The following is a 17277-nucleotide window of genomic DNA, read 5'->3' on the forward strand; positions in this document are numbered from 1 at the left end:
TAGGGACTGCGCTTTAGAAGGTGCCCCTCCTACGCCAGCCGCAACTCATTGGCCTCAAACACCTGTCGCACTTTGCGTTTGCGCTCCACTAGCTGATAAGTGGCGCGGTCGGTGGCTTCGTCCCAGAATACATCGGAAATGAGGCCGCGGTGGGCAGCCCGGCCGGCGGGTGGGTTCACCTCTTCTACCAAGTCGCCAAAACTGAAGGTAGGGCGGTTGTAGAGCTCTTTAAACAGCTCGGGGCTGACTTTAAACTGCTGCTCATCGTAGCGCAGCAGCAGCCACTCGTCGGTTTCGTCAATCTTCTCGAAGAGCTTGCCTACCGGTTCCAGCCACTCAAAGGTGCGGCGGTTGGCGGGGTGAATGTAGCGGTAGCCGTAGGCCGGCGTCCAGGCATAGAGGCCGTATACAACAGGTTTTGGTCGGGGCACAGAAAAGCAGGTAGTGAAGCCGCAAAGATAGGCGTTGCGGCGGGTGGGTTGATTTGGCGAAATTAAACCAACATCAAAACGGCCTTGTTCATTCCCAGCCCATTTTGTGGGAAGAACGGCAGGCCTACCCCTCCTCCTATAGCAGCCGTTCCAACCTACGTGGCTCTAACAATACACGCGCTTGAAAATTGTCCCACACCTTCGCCTATTGGGCTGTAAGCAGCATTTCTATTACGCGCAATGGCCCCCTAACCTCAGCAGCACAACCTAAATGAAAACCGGACAGTTAAAGGCTCACACTCCCGCTGGGATTTTCTTTGAACTATTATGCCTGAAACTGACCTTTCACCCGCCCCTACCGCTACACCTACCCCTCTTCAGCCCGGCATGGGCGCCATTCCGCACGAGCACGGCACCACCTTTCGGGTGTGGGCGCCTTCGGCCGAGGCCGTAGCGCTGGTAGGCCCCTTCAACAACTGGAACCACGAGTCGCACCCGCTTACCCACGAAACCGACGGCTACTGGGCCGCCGATTTTGCCGACCTCGGCCCCGGTACGGAATATAAATTCTGGCTGAATACGCCCACCGGTCAGCTACAGCGCAATGACCCCTACGCCCGCCAGGTGACGCACTCGGCCGGCAACTCGGTGGTGCTGGACCCCAATTTCGACTGGGAAGACGATAACTTCCAGATGCCCGCCTGGAACGAGCTGATTATCTATGAGCTGCACGTGGGCACCTTCAACGCTCCCGACCCCGAAAAGCCCGGCACGTTCTACGACGTGATTGACAAGCTGGACTACCTGCGCGACATGGGCATCAATGCCATTGAGGTGATGCCGGCCACGGAGTTTCCCGGTGGCCGCTCCTGGGGCTACAACCCAGCGCATCCCTTTGCTCTGGAAACCGATTACGGCGGACCACAGGCCTTCAAAGAGTTGGTGAAACAGGCCCACCGCCACGGCATTGCCGTGATTCTGGACGTGGTGTACAACCACTTCGGCCCCGGCGACCTGGATTTGTGGCAGTTTGATGGCTGGTCGGAAAACAACGGCGGCGGCATCTACTTCTACAACGATTGGCGCGCCGAAACGCCCTGGGGCCACAACCGCCCCGACTACGGCCGCGACGCCGTGCGCTACTACATCCGCGACAACGCTCTGATGTGGCTGGAAGACTACCGCGTAGACGGCCTACGCGCCGACTCCATCTCCCACATTCGCAACGTAGACGGCTCCGAGGACCCCTCCCGCGACCTACCCGATGGCTGGTCGCTGATGCGCTGGATCAACGAAGAAATCCGCCAGCGCATGCCCTGGAAGATTACCATTGCTGAAGATTTGCTAGGCAACGACTACATCACGCGCATGCCCGAAGACGGCGGCCAGGGTTTCTCAACCCAGTGGGACTCGGCCTTTGTCTACCCCATTCGCCACGCCATTACAGCCTACTCCGACGAGGAGCGCGACATGCATGCCGTGGCGGCGGCCATCACCAAAGTATACAACGGCGACGCTTTCCAGCGCGTGATCTACACCGAGTCGCACGATGAGGTAGCCAACGGCAAATCGCGCGTGACGGAGGAGATTATGCCCGGCAATGCCCACACGTGGTTCCCGAAAAAACGGGCTACCCTGGGCGCCGCGCTGGTCTTCACAGCACCCGGCATCCCCATGGTATTTCAGGGACAGGCCATGCTGGCCGATGGGTTCTTCTCTGATGATCAACCGCTGAACTGGGAACACGCCGAGCAGCACAGCGGCCTCGTACAGCTCTACCGCGATATGGCGGCGCTCCGCCGCAACTTCCACGGCAATACCCGTGGCCTGATGGGGCAGTACGTGGATGTATTCCACCTCAACAACGAAAGCAAAGTCATTGCCTTTGCGCGCCGCGACCAGGGCGGCCCCGGCGACACCACCATCGTACTCGCCAATTTTGCCAACCAGGCCTACGATGCGTATGCCATCGGCCTACCCCGCAGCGGCGAATGGCACGTGCGCTTCAACTCCGACTGGGAAGGATACGACGAAGAATTTGGCAATTTCCAGAGCACCGGCACGCACGCAGAGGAAGGAATTTACGACGACCAACCTTACTATGGCACCTTTGGCCTGGCGCCTTACTCTGTGCTGATTATCTCGCAGAACCCGCAGTAATCAGCGGCCTGATTTCGGCAACGCAAAACGCCTACCCTGCTTCATTGCGGGGTAGGCGTTTATAGTTATATACCAATTATTTATCGTCGTATGACGTTAGATTCCTTCAAATATTTCTTCCCATTCCAGGGCTACGCCTGGCAGAGTGTGCACCGCTACGAGACCCGGCGCAAAAAACTCGCCTCGAATCTGGTATTCCCCTTCCGCCAGCACCCACACCACAATATTCTTGAGGCCGGGGTCTACCATCCAGTATTCCTGCACGCCGTTTTCCTCGTACAGGTCAAACTTGGTTTTGCTATCGTGGCCCATGCTGCCGGGGCTCAGAATTTCGATAATCCAGTCGGGCGCACCCACGCAGCCTAGCTCGTCCAGCTTGGTAGGGTCGCAGATAACGCAGAGGTCGGGCTGCACTACGGTGGTAATTTGCGCGTCGCCGTCGGGAGTGGAGCGCTTCAGGCGTACGTCGAAGGGGGCGGCAAACCCCTGGCACTTGCTGCCGCGCAATGCGGTACCAATCAGCGTGTTCAGACGAAAAGAAATCTTCTGATGACGCACCCGCGGCGCGGGGCTCATACGCCATATTTTACCCCGAATCAGCTCCACAAAGTCGCTCATCTGCCACGTGAGGTAGTCGGCGTAGGTATACGTTTGCGAAAGGTCAAGCTGGGAAATATCGGTGATGAGGGGCATAATAGCACAGTAACAGAAGGGGCTTGACGAAGATACGACACAACGAAAAAAGAAGCTGCTTTATCCAGCATCGATACCTTTCTGGCCAGCACTACCAGCGCAAATCGGGAAAATCTTGCTGCATCTGCCAACTCTGCCCGCTATATTGCCCGTACTCCTACCATACACCTCCCTGCTACCCTTTCTCTTATATGCAATACCCCACCCGTACCAACTCCAATGCTATTGCCCTGGACGCGTTGCTCGTTGAAGCCGCCTGGGAAGTTTGTAACCAGGTAGGCGGCATCTATACCGTGATTCGCTCCAAAGTGCCCGCCGCCGTGCAGGGCTGGGGCGACCGGTACTGCCTGCTGGGTCCCTACTTCGCGCAGCAGGCCCAAAGCGAGTTTGAGCCTTTCGATGATATACAGCTGACGCTCCTCTCCGACCCCTTTGCCGGGGCCGTGCGCCAGATGCGGCAGCGGGGCTACGATGTGCAGTACGGCGTGTGGCTTGTTACGGGTAGGCCCCGCACGGTGCTCATCAACCCGTATCAGGTATACGGGCATCTGGGCGCCATCAAAAGCGACCTGTGGCACCACCACGGCATCCCTACCCCCGACACCGACGACCTGCTACACCAGGTAGAGGCGTTTGGGCACTTGGCCAAGATTTTCATTGAGATTCTGACCGCCGAGGTGGTGCCGCCGCGCCGCGTGATTGCGCACTTCCACGAGTGGATGACCGGCGTGGCCATTCCCGACCTGCGCCGCGACCAGGTGCCGGCGCACATCGTGTTTACCACACACGCTACCCTGCTGGGCCGCTACCTGGCCATGAACGACCCCAACTTCTACGAGCACCTGATGCAGGTAGACTGGCTGGCCGAGGCGCGCCACTTCAACATCGAAACGGCCGTGAGCATAGAGCGCGCTGCCGCGCATGGCTCGCACGTGTTTACCACCGTGAGCGAGCTGACCGTGCGCGAGTGCATCTACCTGCTCGACCGGTTCCCCGATGCCGTGCTACCCAATGGCCTCAACATTGAGCGGTTTGTGGCCCTGCACGAGTTCCAGAACCTGCACAAGCAGTACAAGGACAAGATCAACGAGTTTGTGATGGCGCACTTTTTCCAGAGCTATTCGTTTGATCTGGACAACACGCTGTACCTGTTCACCTCGGGGCGCTACGAGTACCACAATAAGGGCTTCGACTTAACGCTGGAAGCTCTGGCCCGCCTCAACTACCGCCTGCAACAAAGCGGCTTGGAAGGCAACGTGGTGATGTTCTTCATCACCAAGCGGCCCTTCACCAGCATCAACCCGCTGGTGCTGCAAAACCGCGCTATCTTGGATGAGGTGCGCGAAACCTGCGAGGCCATTCAGGAGCAAGTAGGCGAGCGACTGTTCTACGCTGCCGCTGCGGGCACCGACCACCGCCTTCCCGACCTTAGCGGCATGGTAGACGACTACTGGCGCCTGCGCTACCGCCGCACCCTGCAAAGCTGGAAAACCAACGCCCTACCTTCCATCATCACGCACAACCTGATCGACGACCAGAACGACGACATCCTCAACTTCATGCGTCGCGCCAACCTGCTGAACTACCAGCACGACCGCGTGAAGATGGTGTATCACCCTGATTTTGTGTCGCCTACCTCGCCGCTGTTTGGCATGGAGTACGGGCAGTTTGTGCGGGGCTGCCACCTGGGCGTATTTCCGAGCTACTACGAGCCCTGGGGCTACACGCCGCTGGAGTGCATTGCCCGCGGCGTGCCGGCCATCACCTCCGACCTTTCCGGCTTCGGCGACTATGTGATGCAGCACGTGCCCGACCACGAGGACAAAGGCATCTACGTGGTGCACCGCCAGGAGCGCTCCTTCCACGAAGCAGCTGAAGAACTCACCGACATGCTCTGGAACTTCGTGCTGCAAAACCGCCGCGAGCGAATTGCCCAGCGCAACCGGGTAGAAAATTCCTCCGAGCTATTCGACTGGAAAAACCTGCGCGTGTATTACGACCGCGCTTATGCCTTGGCCTTGGAGCGGTTTTAGTTTCTCGATTTCTGAAACGTCCTTTCGACCAGCGGGAGAAATCTCGCGTGCTGACGATAGATAGTAACATTCGTCAGCACGCGAGATTTCTCCCGCTGGTCGAAATGACGTTGTAAAGAGCAAGTAGGGCAACTTCATCTCCTACACATTCTTTTTTGACAACTTGAATGCACTACTGCCTGGGCAGTGTGCGTTTCTCAGGCCGCTGCCTAGGCGGTAGTATCCACCCAACTTTCACTCGCCCATATGCGGCTTGCGCTGAAAAGCACTGTTCTTACCTTCGCCATTAGCCTGCCCGCGCTGCTGGCGGCTGCGCACGAGTTTTGGCTGGCGCCCCCACAGTACGTGGTGGCCGTTGGGCAAGCGGTTCGGCTCCAAACCTGGGTAGGCGAGAATTTCACCGGCCAGCGCTGGGCCGGCAAGAGCGGCCGCATCACGCGCTTTGTACACGTTGGTCCGGCCGGCACCGAAGACCTCACCACTAGCGCCACCCAAGCCGATACCATACAATCGACCCTCACCTTTGCCCAACCCGGCACGCATGTAGTAGCCCTCATCACCAACGACGCCTACCTGGAGCAAACGGCTGAGCAATTCAACACTTATTTGAAGGAGGAGGGGCTGGACAAGGTGTTGGTGCTGCGCCAGCAGCGCAATGAGCTTATGAAGCCTGCCCGCGAGGCATACCAACGATGCGCCAAAACGCTAATGCAGGTGGGCAAGCCCAACTCCCGCGATACGGCCCGTGCCTACGCCCACCCCCTTGGGCTGCCACTAGAATTGATACCGGAACAAAATCCTTACCTGCTGCGGCCAGGAGCCGTGCTCACGGTGCGCGTAGAGCAGGCCGGCCAGCCCGTTGCGGGGGCGCTGGTGCAGGTGTGGCAGCATCCGCCCGGACAAAAACCCAAAGCTTCGCGCCTTTACAGCAACCTTAGCGGCCGAATTTTGTTACGCTTATCTACCTCTGGTAGCTACCTGTTAAGCACCGTGCAAATGGCCGCCGCCGCCGACCACTCCCGCGCCGATTGGCATAGTACATGGGCCTCCCTCACCTTCGGTACGGTAGGTCCAACTAGTTATTAAAATTCTACTATCTTTCCCGTACCTTTCTTCTCTCCGTCTCGAACATTTTTTTCCTACCTTCGCAACTCCCTTAACCACCGAAACACGCGGTATGAAGTACTCGATTGATAAAAAGGACACCTACACCATAATTACGATTGACGAGAAGAAGCTCGATACCACTGTCGCGCCCGATCTGAAGTCGGAATTTGTGAAACTGAATGCCGAAGGCACCAACAACCTGATTCTGGATCTGGCTAACGTGAAATACACCGATTCGTCGGGCCTTAGCTCTATTCTGATTGCCAACCGCCTGTGCAACTCCACCGGCGGCCTGCTGGTACTCACCGGCCTGCAAGACCACGTGATGAAGCTCATCACCATCTCCAAACTGGAATCGGTACTGCACATTCTGCCGACCGTAGAAGAAGGCATTGACCGCATTTTCCTGCACGCCATCGAGCGCGACCTGACCAACAAAGAATAGCGTTTTCGGTTGTCAGTTGTTGGTTGTCAGTTGTCAGGCTTTATCTAGCCGGCACCTGACAACCAATTTGTATTTCATACCGCTGGTACTGACAACTATCAACTGACAACCGACAACTCTCTTGGAGTTTGAACTAAAAATACTCGGTAGCGCTTCGGCTACCCCCGTGATGGACCGCCACCACACGGCACAGCTCCTCACGGTGGGCGGCAGTCAGTACTTGATTGATTGCGGGGAGGGCACGCAGCGGCGCCTGTTGGAATACAAGATCCGGCACCCGCGCATCCACACCATCTTTATCTCCCACCTGCACGGTGACCATTTCTTTGGGCTGTTCGGGTTGCTGGGCACCATGCACCTGCATGGGCGCACTGATCCGCTGCAACTCTTTGGCCCGCCCGGCCTCGACGAGATTCTGACCACACAGTTTCGCTACTCCGGCACCAAGCTCAACTTTGAGCTGCTGTTTACGGCGGTAGATACCACCCAGCACCAGCAGATTTTTGAGGACAAGCAGCTGACGGTGCACACCCTACCCATGCAGCACCGCATTCCGTGCTGCGGCTACTTGTTTCGGGAAAAACCCAGGCGGCGCCATCTCGTCAAGGAGCAATTACCCGCTGGCCTCACCCCTACCCAGCTTGCGTCCCTCGCGCAGGGCGAAGACGTGTACGACCCGGCCACCCGCGCTCTGCTCGTCCGCAACGCCGACGTTACCACCGACCCTACCCCTTCGCGCAGCTACGCCTTTTGCTCCGACACGCTCTACCTGCCGGGCCTGGCGACGCTGCTGCACGGTGTAGACCTGCTCTACCACGAAGCCACGTTTTTGGACGAAATGCGGGAGCGGGCGGCGCTTACGCACCACTCCACGGCCCACCAAGCGGCGCTGCTTGCACAGCAGGCGCAGGTGAAACAGCTGCTTATCGGGCACTTTTCGTCGCGCTATCGCGACCTGGCACCACTGCTGGCTGAAGCCCAAGCAGTATTTCCGAATACAGAATTGGGTGTGGAAGGCAAAACGGTTAGCTTATAAGAATTGAAAAATAAACAAGAACGTCCTGCTGAGCGGAGTCGAAGCATCTCGCGTGCTGACGTTGGATACTATCTGTCGGTCGTTAGCGCACGAGATGCTTCGACTCCGCTCAGCAGGACGTTTCGATAAGTTTATAAGTAGCTTCTTTCCACTCTATCCCCTCCCACCCATGCCCAAAATTATTCTACTGCTTGCCCTATTGCTCAGCTCTTTTGCTGTTGCTAGTGCCGCCCCGGCGCCCGTACGTGTGGGCATTGCCGGCCTCACACACGCGCACGTGCACGTGCTGCTGGGCCGCGCCCAACGCGGCGACGTAGTGATTGTGGGTATTGCCGAGCCCAACCGCGACTTGGCCCAACGCATCACCAAGCAGTATGGCCTAAGCATGAAGCTGGTGTATCCTACCCTGGAGGAGATGCTGACGAAGACCAAGCCCCAGGCCGTCACGGCTTTCAATAGCATCTACGACCATTTGGCCGTGGTGCAAGCCTGCGCGCCCCGCGGCGTGCACGTGATGGTAGAAAAGCCCTTGGCCGTGAGCGTAGACCACGCCCGCCAGATGGCCGCGCTGGCTACCAAGCACCATATTCATTTGCTCACCAACTACGAAACCAGCTGGTACGGCACCAACCACCGCGCCTACGACTTGGTGACGCAGCAAAAAACCATCGGTGATATTCGCAAGATGGTGGTGCACGATGGCCACCAAGGCCCCAAGGCCATCAACGTAAACCCGGAGTTTCTGGAGTGGCTGACGGACCCAGTGCAGAACGGCGGCGGCGCGCTGATCGACTTCGGCTGTTACGGCGCTGATTTGATGACCTGGCTGATGCAGGGCCAACGGCCCCAATCTGTAACGGCCGTGACCCAGCACTTGCAGCCCCAGGTATATCCTCGCGTGGATGACGAGGCCACGATTGTCGTGACTTACCCACACGCGCAGGGCATTATTCAGGCGTCCTGGAACTGGCCCTACTCCCGCAAAGACATGGAAATCTATGGGCAAACCGGCGCCGTGTTTGCGCTGGATAGCCGCCAGCTGCGCGTGCGCCCAACCGAAAAAGCCGCGCCCCAGGAGCTGACCATTGCCGCCCCAAAGGCCCCCTACGATGAGCCGTTTGCCTACCTGGCCGCCGTGGTGCGGGGCGATATTCAGGAAGACAAATTGTCGTCGCTGGATACCAACTTAATTGTGGTGGAAATTCTCGACGCGGCCCGGCAGTCGGCCAAGGAAGGCAAAACGATTTATCTGTCGAAATAAGTAAGCTAACCAGCTCTGCTAGAGACTCTACACACGGATTTACGGCTTACTATCCGCCGTTATGGTGAAGAAGAAACAACAGCTCTACCTGGTGCTCAGCGGCATTTTCATTGTGAATGCGCTGCTGGCCGAAATTATCGGCGTGAAGATTTTCTCCGCCAATGCCCTCCTGGGCCTACCCCCTACCCTACCCGGCGACCTGACCGCCGGGGTACTCATCTGGCCGGTGGTGTTCATCACCACCGACATCATCAACGAGTATTTTGGCAAGGCGGGCGTGCTGCGCGTGAGCTTTCTCACGATGGGGCTGATTCTGTACGCGTTCTTCGTGATTCTGGCCACCACGCACCTGCCGCCGGCCAAGTTCTGGCTGGACGTGAACGGCACCGACGCTCAGGGTAGACCGTTCAATATCGACTTTGCCTACCAAAGTATTTTCCGGCAGGGCCTGGGCATCATCACGGGCTCTATCGTGGCCTTTGGCGTTGGGCAAGCCTTGGATGCCACCATTTTTGCATGGCTGCGGCGCCTCACCAAGGGACGCTACGTGTGGCTGCGCGCCACAGGCTCCACGCTGGTTTCGCAGCTAGTCGACTCGTTTGTGGTGCTGTATGTGGCGTTCTACCTGTTCGGCAACTGGAGTCTGGCGCAAGTGGTGCAGGTTGCCAACACCAACTACTGGTATAAATTTGCAGCAGCCATTCTGCTCACGCCGGTGCTTTATGTAGCCCACGGCCTCATCGACCGATACCTGGGCCGGGAAGAAACCGAGGAGCTGCAAGAAGAAGCCGCCGCCGACGTGAGCGTGTAATTTCGAGCTGTTAGCTACTAGCTGTTGGCTGTTAGCTAACTCACATCTATCACCCTGAAAACAGCTAACAGCCAACAGCTAGTAGCTAACAGCTAAACTTTATGTCCCGCATTCTCACTGGCATTCAGAGCACCGGCCGCCCGCACTTAGGCAACCTGCTGGGAGCCATTCTTCCGGCCGTCGAGCTGTCGAAAACCAGCACCAACGAGTCGTTGCTGTTTATTGCTGATCTGCACTCCCTTACCACCGTGCGCGACGCCGATACGCTGCGCCAGAACACCTATGCGGTGGCCGCCGCGTGGCTGGCCTGCGGGTTCGACACGGAGAAGAATATGTTCTATCGGCAGTCGGACGTACCGCAGGTGACGGAGCTGACGTGGTACCTGTCGTGCTTTGCGCCCTACCCCATGCTGGCCAACGCACACTCGTTCAAGGACAAATCGGACCGGCTTTCCGATGTGAATGCGGGCCTATTCACCTATCCTGTACTGATGGCGGCTGATATTCTGCTCTACGATGCGGAAATCGTACCCGTGGGCAAAGACCAGATTCAGCACCTGGAAATCACCCGCGACATTGCCGCGGCCTTCAACAACCGCTACGGCGAAACCTTCGTGCTGCCCCAGGCCCGCGTCGATCAGCAGCTGATGACCATTCCCGGCATCGACGGCCAGAAGATGAGCAAGAGCTACGGCAACATCATCGACATTTTTGTGGACGACAAAGCCCTGCTCAAAACCATCCGCAGCATCGTATCGGACAGCACGCCCCTGGAGGCGCCCAAAGACCCCGACAACGACACCACCTTCAAGCTCTACTCCTTGCTGGCCACGCCAGAGCAGATTGCCGACATGCGCGCCAACTACCTGAACGGCGGCTACGGCTACGGCCACGCCAAAACGGCGCTGTACGAGCTAATCCGGGAGCGGTTTGCCACCGAGCGGGAGCAGTTTGCCTACTACATGAACAACCTACCCGAAATAGACGCCCGCCTCGCCGAAGGCGCCCGTAAAGCGCAAGCCTATGGCAGCACCGTCCTCAATAAAGTCCGTGAGAAGGTGGGGTATCAGGTGAGATAGTGAAATGGTGAGTTAAAAAACGCGTGTCATCCTGAGCTTGCGAAGGACCTTATTACGCGTGAACGATTGACGTAACAACAAATCGTTCTAATGTAATAAGGTCCTTCGCAAGCTCAGGATGACACGCGTTTTTTAACTCACCATCTCACTATCTCACCACTCACTCAATACACTAATCCCTCGCCGAAGTGTTGCTGGTGGGAGAAGCTGAAACCCACTTTGCTGCCACGACTTACTTGTTGATTTTCAAGCTTCTGCTTCACCGTAATCTTCTTGATTTCGTTCATGGGGGGCGCGATGAGGTCGTTGTTGACGGCCGCAATCATAGCGCTTTCCACGAATAGGCGCAGCATTTCTGGGGTGATGGGCGAGGCGGCCATGTCGTGGTCGGGTAGCTCCAGCTGCTGCACGCCCTCCAGGAAGTAGTGGTTGTCGATGTTGACGAGCAGGCGCCCCACGAGGTAGCCAGGGTCGTTCATGCGCTGAAATTTCACGCTGTCGGCCATGAAGTTGTAGGCCATGATGTGCCCAAAGAAGCGCCGCCGAAAATCAGCCTCCACATACGCCGTATTCATCGGGCCATAGTCGTCGGGGAAAGTGACGATGTTGGAGTGAAGCACAAATACCAGCAAATCGCCCGAAAACTTGATGTGGAATTCCATATCGTTGATGGGGCGGTACTCCACCACCACGCTCGAATCGAGGGGCGTAATCTTGCGGCTCAACTCCACCACTAGCTCCTGCGATACCTGCCGCAGCAAATCAAATGCGGCAATGGTATTGCGGTAGATCTGCTGCTTGGCCGAGGACTTTTGCTTGAGGCCATCAAAGATCTGATCCAGGCGGTCGGGGGTTTCTTCTGCCGTTGCCGTCGTGGTATCGGGGGTAGGCGCAGTGGCGCTTTTGGGGGTAGGGAGTTGCTCAGGGCTGAAAGCAGCCGGCGGGGTAGAGCGGGGCGTATCGTCCATAAGTGAAAGGGCGCCGCCCGAGCGGCGCGTTAAAGTACACAAGGCCGCACAGCGGCTGAAAACTGAGTTAACACAAGCTGCTAGTATACAAAATCAAGCCAATCTGCGCGTGCCGAATCTGTATAAGCCGCGTGCAATTTTCTCTTTTCTTACCTCTATTTATCTACTATTCCCTGCCGCAGAAACACCGGAAATACCACCTCCCGCTCCCCAGCGCCCCAGCGCTGCGTCACCTCCTCCTCGATGGCCAGCACCGGGTCGGTACCATGCTGCTGCTCATATTTCACCACGCTCGACCACGTGCGCAGATACTTCAGAAACCACGCGGCCGTCCAGCTGCGACGCACGTGGTAGGTACGGTGCTGCACCTGCGCAAACGGAAACGGAATGCGCGCGTACTGGTCGTCGATGTGCCAGCGGTTTTCATCCCAATACGGGCGCATGGTGTAGGCATAGAAATGCGCCAGCACCGGGTTCAGCTCGGCCTGCACCTGAGCCAGTTGGTAACCCCACTCGGCAACGGTAGCCCTTGGCCGGGCCACGCGTTGCGCCTCGTTGTTGAATCGGTCGAAGTCGAACCAGTGCGCAGCCTGCCCGACGGTTATTAGATCGAAGGTATTGTCGGCGAAAGGCGTTGCTTCGGCAGTGACCACTTGGTAGGTGATATTGGGTCGCAGAGCGGCATTTGCCAGTTGGGCCGCGCTGCTGTCGGTGGCGTCTACCTGCGCAAAGTGTTCGGCCAGCGCGGTGGCTACCTGTCCGTTGCCGGTGGCGCAGTCCCAGGCGCGCTGCCGGGACGCTAGGCCAGCCAACAGATCGGTGTACAACTCCCGAGGGTAGTTGATGCGGTACTGCGCATATTGGGCAGCTTGCAAGGAAAAACGGTCGAGCGGAGGCATACAAAGGCAAAGAATAGGAGGAATTTCTGCGGAGCTACTAGCGTTGCACAAGCGTAGCATCCTGGTTTTGTGTACGGTCCTAACCGTACAAATGCCGTATCTTTACCACATTACCCGCTGTTTTGCTGACCGGAAACGCAAGGTCAGCCTGTTTTTCACTTCATATTTGCTGTCCCTTGACGTTTCACGATTTCAATCTCCACGAAGACCTACTGGCCGGCGTGGATGCCATGAATTACCAACAGGCCACGCCTATTCAGGAGCAGGCTATTCCCAAAATTATCGAAGGCAAAGATCTGATTGCCTGCGCCCAGACGGGTACTGGCAAAACCGCCGCCTACCTCATTCCGCTGCTCGACAAGATTTCGCACGCTCAGCACACGCACACCAGCACTCTCATTCTGGTGCCTACCCGCGAGCTAGCCACCCAGATTGATGAGCAGGTGACGGGCTTCGGCTACTTCGTAGAGGCCAGCAGCATTGCCATCTACGGCGGGGGCAAAAGCGAAGGCTGGGAGCAGCAAAAGCGTGCTCTCACCGGCGGCGCCGACATCATCATTGCAACCCCTGGCCGCCTGATTGCCCATATGCAGATGGGCTATGTAAACTTCGAGAAGCTCAACTATCTGGTACTCGATGAGGCCGATAAGATGATGGACATGGGCTTCTCGGATGATATTCTGAGCATTGTGCGGCACCTGCCCAAGGAGCGGCAAACGCTGCTGTTCTCGGCCACCATGCCCAACAAAATCCGGGAGTTTTCGAAGCAGCTGCTACAGGAGCCCGACGAAATCCGGTTGGCTGTATCCAAGCCGGCAGAGGGCATCAACCAGCAGTTCTACATGGCTTTCGACCGCCAGAAAATCTACTTGTTGGAGCACATTCTGAAGAATCAGCAAGTGCAGAGCATGGTGCTGTTCACCTCGCAGAAAGCGGCGGTAGGCGGCATTGTGCGCAGCATCAATAAGTTGGGCTACGCGGCCAAAGGTATTTCCTCAAACTGCACGCAGGAGGAGCGCGAACAGATCATGCGCGAGTTCAAGAACAAGCAGTTCCCCATCCTGGTAGCCACCGACGTGCTCAGCCGCGGCATTGACATCGACTCCTTGAGCCACGTGGTGAACTACGACATTCCGCGTGCTGCCGAGGATTACGTGCACCGCATTGGCCGCACGGCCCGCGCCGCCACTACTGGCACCGCCATCACCTTCATTTCGGATCAAGACCAAGACCGCGTAGTGAAGATTGAGAAGCTGCTGGAGCGCGAGGTAGAAAAGCAGAACATCACGGAAGAGCTGGGCTTAGGCGAAGCCCCCGAGTTTGATCCCAAGCGTTTTAGTGGCCTGCGCGGCAAAATAGGTGGGCGCGATGGGCGCGGCAGCTCTGGCCGCGATGGTGGCCGCCCCCGCCGCGAAGGCGACCGGCCCCGCGGCGAAGGTGGCGAGCGACGCAATGGCCGTGGCCCGCGCCGCGAAGGCCAGGGTGCCCCTACCACAGCTGCCGATGGCACTACGCCGGCTGCCACTACGGATAGCCGCCCTCCCCGCGCCCCGCGCCCAGAGGGAGCTACTGCCGAAGCTGCTGGCACCGAGGGGCCGGCACGCGAAGGGCAACGCCGCCGGAAGCGTGGCGGCCGCAACCGCGGCGGCCGTGGGCCACGCCCAGAAGGCCAAGCCTCAGAAGCATCAGCCATGCCTACCTCAGCGCCGGCTTCTTCCAACGCAGAGTAGCGCGCCATCTACAGCAAAAGAACACCCCCGGTACTATTGGTACCGGGGGTGTTCTTTTTACTAGCTAATTCGTTTTAGCAGAGCACTAAAGTGCTTTTTGCTTGTGGCCGCTCAAACCATACCATCCAATGTAAGCATAACACAACGCTGGTAGGATAAAAGCTAAACGCAAGCTCTGATAGTCAGCAATTAAGCCAAACAGCGGCGGAATGAGCGCGCCACCTACGATGGCAGTGCACAATAAGCCAGACGCTTCTTCCGTGAGGGAACCCAGGTCTGCCACTGCCAGCGTGAAAATGGCGGAGAACATCAGGGAGTTCATAAAGCCTACAGCCAGCAGTGTCCACATGGCTACTTCGCCGGTCGAGCTTACGGAAAGTAAGATCAGCAGCACTGCTCCCACAGCGTTGATGGCCAGCAGCCGCCCCGTTGGGAATCGACCTAGCAGATACGCGCCAAGGAAGCGCCCTACCATGGCCGTACCGCCATAGAACATCAGCATAATGCCGGCTTCTTTTGGCGACATATTCATCACATCGGGCAGGTTGAGGTAGTTGACGATGTGCGAGCCAATGGCTACCTCGGCACCTACGTAGGTGAAAATGCCAATTACCCCCAGCACCAAGTGGCGGCGGTGCCATGCCCGCCCCATGTCGGCAGCAGAGTAGCCATCGGGGGTGGTGTGTGCGATAACCGGTAGTTTGAGCCGGCTCAGCACGATGCTCACGAATAGCAAAATACCGCCGAATACCAGGTAGGGAATCTGCAATGCTCCAATGTCAATCGTTTCGGGGGCTACATTGTCCAGCTCGGGCAAATGCGAGAGGATGAGGATGGAGCCGATGTACGGAGCAATGAATACCCCCAGCGAGTTGAAGGCCTGCGTAAGCGTGAGTCGGGCCGAAGCCAACGACGGCTTGCCCAGGATGGCTACGTATGGATTTGCAGCTACTTGTAGTATCGTAATACCAGAAGCCAGAATAAATAAGGCCCCCAGAAACAGAGGGTATGCTCTGCTACCAGCTGCAGGGTAAAACAGGAAACAGCCCAATGCAGCAACTAGCAGTCCTATCAGCAAGCCATTTTTGTAGCCTACCCGCGCCACCATCTTACCGGCAGGAATGCTCACGAGAAAAAAAGCTCCAAAAAAGCAAAAATTAATCAGGTTAGCCTGCGCATAGCTGAGGCTAAAGATGACTTTGAGAAAGGGAATCAGTATGTCGTTCAGGCAGGTGATGAACCCCCACATGAAGAACAAGACCGTTAGAGAAGCTAGCGCTGAGGTGTAACTTTTACCCCCATCAGGGAGGTTATCAACCGCAAGAGTTGGTGAATTGGATTGTGGAGGACCAGCCATGAATGAAAGAATAATTGGAAGAATGACGCAATTACCCGGTTTTTTCCAACATTTACACTGAATAACGCAGATAGGCCATTCCAAAAGAGCCGGCCCGCTACCCTAACAACAAGCGGAACCGGCTCCCGGAAACTCGGTGCAGCTATGCCACACCGCAGATATAGCTGACAACACTAGCGATACTATTTTGCTAAAATCACTTTGCTTTTAAGCCTAAACAGGCAGACACAAATTCATAATATACTGCAAGCCTGCCTGTTGATGAAGGCAAAGAACAACATTCCTATACCATAGCAAGCATCGCTCCTACCCCTATACCCCGCTGCTTTCCCCACACTTTACTTGTATTGATAGAAGCGCACGTAATCCACTAGCATCTGCTGAGGGAAAGTGGTTGTATTGATAGTCGCCGGTGTAGGATTGCCCAAAAAATTGCCTCCTACCGCTACGTTTAGAATCACGAAAAATGGATTATTGAACGGGTATGCGTAGGGCGAAACATCGTTCGTCGTGAAAGAATAAAACTCGCGTCCATCTACGTAAGAACGAATTTTATCCTTGCTACGCACCACGCTGAAAATGTGAAAATCGTTGGCGAAATCGCCACTGGCGAGTGTGGTTTCCGACCCTTTGTATTGATGGGTAGACGTGCTGCTACCATAGTGCATGGTAGAGAGTATCTTGTTTGGCTCGTGCCCCCGCAGCTCCATAATGTCAATCTCGCCACACGCCGGCCAATTGTTTTGGTCGATGTCGCTGCCCAGCATCCAGATGGCGGGCCACATTCCTTGCCCTTTGGGCAGTTTGGCCCGCACATCAATGCGGCCGAACGTGAAGCTCTGTTTGCCTTTGGTAATGAGACGGGCAGACGTATAATCGCGGCCCTCTTTACTTTGTTTCTTGGCTTCAATGACCAGATTACCACCCGACACGTAAGAGTTTTCTATGGAGTTGGTGTAATACTGTAGCTCGTTGTTGCCCCAGCCACTGCCACCGGTTTCCTGCGTCCATTTGGCTTGGTCTACGGCGCCGCCACCGTCAAACTCATCACTCCAGATCAGCTCAGTGTATTGCGCGTAGTCTTTGGCTTCTGCATTCGCGGTGGTGCTGGTCGGGTCGGGGGTAGGCGCCGGAATATCTGGCTTTTTTTCTTCCGTACAGGCTAGTAAGCTCAGGGCCAGCAGTGCACTGGTCCCGGCTTTGCGGAAATGAAAAGATCGGGAAGGTATGGGGGGGTTCTTCATACTAAGAGAAAGGCAAATGCCGG

The 17277-nt window shown here is 56.9% G+C and carries 15 protein-coding genes; 9 read left to right on the forward strand and 6 right to left on the reverse strand.

Annotated elements, in window-relative coordinates; translation table 11 throughout:
- Window positions 1-29: 29 nt before the first annotated feature.
- Window positions 30-431: a DUF6960 family protein gene (locus H8B15_RS17120; RefSeq protein WP_187320873.1), complete on the reverse strand. Its 402-nt coding sequence runs from the start codon at window positions 429-431 to the stop codon at window positions 30-32.
- 327 nt (window positions 432-758) lie between these two features.
- On the opposite strand from H8B15_RS17120, the gene H8B15_RS17125 reads away from it, so the two are divergent.
- Window positions 759-2591: an alpha-amylase family glycosyl hydrolase gene (locus H8B15_RS17125; protein WP_246455588.1), complete on the forward strand. Its 1833-nt coding sequence runs from the start codon at window positions 759-761 to the stop codon at window positions 2589-2591.
- Between the two features lie 96 nt (window positions 2592-2687).
- Here the strand turns inward: H8B15_RS17125 and H8B15_RS17130 are convergent, their stop codons facing one another.
- Window positions 2688-3284 carry a Uma2 family endonuclease gene (locus H8B15_RS17130; protein WP_187320874.1) on the reverse strand — a complete coding sequence of 199 codons (597 nt, stop codon included), beginning with the start codon at window positions 3282-3284 and terminating at the stop codon, window positions 2688-2690.
- Between the two features lie 191 nt (window positions 3285-3475).
- Here H8B15_RS17130 and H8B15_RS17135 point away from each other — a divergent pair, with 191 nt between their 5' ends.
- The 7 genes from H8B15_RS17135 to trpS all read left to right on the forward strand — a co-directional run bounded on the left by H8B15_RS17135 (window position 3476) and on the right by trpS (window position 11056).
- Window positions 3476-5317, forward strand: a complete 1842-nt coding sequence (locus tag H8B15_RS17135) for a glycosyltransferase (protein WP_187320875.1) — start codon at window positions 3476-3478, stop codon at window positions 5315-5317.
- Window positions 5318-5563: 246 nt separating this feature from the next.
- Complete coding sequence (locus H8B15_RS17140; RefSeq protein WP_187320876.1) at window positions 5564-6403, forward strand: DUF4198 domain-containing protein; 840 nt, start codon at window positions 5564-5566, stop codon at window positions 6401-6403.
- Between the two features lie 91 nt (window positions 6404-6494).
- A complete protein-coding gene (locus H8B15_RS17145; protein ID WP_185280723.1) occupies window positions 6495-6869 on the forward strand; it encodes an STAS domain-containing protein in 375 nt (124 codons plus the stop codon).
- 121 nt (window positions 6870-6990) lie between these two features.
- A complete protein-coding gene (locus tag H8B15_RS17150; RefSeq protein WP_187320877.1) occupies window positions 6991-7905 on the forward strand; it encodes a ribonuclease Z in 915 nt (304 codons plus the stop codon).
- Between the two features lie 169 nt (window positions 7906-8074).
- Window positions 8075-9166 carry a Gfo/Idh/MocA family protein gene (locus H8B15_RS17155; RefSeq protein ID WP_187320878.1) on the forward strand — a complete coding sequence of 364 codons (1092 nt, stop codon included), beginning with the start codon at window positions 8075-8077 and terminating at the stop codon, window positions 9164-9166.
- A 61-nt stretch (window positions 9167-9227) separates the two neighbouring features.
- Complete coding sequence (locus H8B15_RS17160) at window positions 9228-9977, forward strand: queuosine precursor transporter (RefSeq protein WP_187320879.1); 750 nt, start codon at window positions 9228-9230, stop codon at window positions 9975-9977.
- Window positions 9978-10078: 101 nt separating this feature from the next.
- On the forward strand, window positions 10079-11056 hold the full coding sequence (trpS, locus tag H8B15_RS17165) for a tryptophan--tRNA ligase (protein ID WP_187320880.1): 978 nt from the start codon (window positions 10079-10081) through the stop codon (window positions 11054-11056).
- A gap of 164 nt (window positions 11057-11220) precedes the next feature.
- On the opposite strand, the gene H8B15_RS17170 is transcribed toward trpS, so the two are convergent.
- Together H8B15_RS17170 and H8B15_RS17175 are read right to left on the reverse strand one after the other, a co-directional pair.
- Complete coding sequence (locus H8B15_RS17170; protein ID WP_187320881.1) at window positions 11221-12024, reverse strand: hypothetical protein; 804 nt, start codon at window positions 12022-12024, stop codon at window positions 11221-11223.
- Window positions 12025-12179: 155 nt separating this feature from the next.
- Entirely contained in the window at window positions 12180-12923 is a 744-nt protein-coding gene (locus tag H8B15_RS17175) for a class I SAM-dependent methyltransferase (RefSeq protein ID WP_187320882.1), read from the reverse strand.
- A gap of 230 nt (window positions 12924-13153) precedes the next feature.
- Between H8B15_RS17175 and H8B15_RS17180 the strand changes: the two genes are divergently transcribed.
- Window positions 13154-14653 carry a DEAD/DEAH box helicase gene (locus tag H8B15_RS17180; protein WP_187320913.1) on the forward strand — a complete coding sequence of 500 codons (1500 nt, stop codon included), beginning with the start codon at window positions 13154-13156 and terminating at the stop codon, window positions 14651-14653.
- Between the two features lie 85 nt (window positions 14654-14738).
- Here H8B15_RS17180 and H8B15_RS17185 read toward each other — a convergent pair whose 3' ends face one another.
- Both H8B15_RS17185 and H8B15_RS17190 read right to left on the reverse strand, forming a co-directional pair.
- Window positions 14739-16010 carry a glucose/galactose MFS transporter gene (locus H8B15_RS17185; RefSeq protein WP_187320883.1) on the reverse strand — a complete coding sequence of 424 codons (1272 nt, stop codon included), beginning with the start codon at window positions 16008-16010 and terminating at the stop codon, window positions 14739-14741.
- Window positions 16011-16348: 338 nt separating this feature from the next.
- On the reverse strand, window positions 16349-17254 hold the full coding sequence (locus H8B15_RS17190; protein ID WP_187320884.1) for a glycoside hydrolase family 16 protein: 906 nt from the start codon (window positions 17252-17254) through the stop codon (window positions 16349-16351).
- Window positions 17255-17277 lie beyond the last annotated feature (23 nt).

Origin of the sequence: Hymenobacter citatus (genome assembly GCF_014333615.1) — a bacterium.
Classification (GTDB): Bacteria; Bacteroidota; Bacteroidia; order Cytophagales; family Hymenobacteraceae; genus Hymenobacter; species Hymenobacter citatus.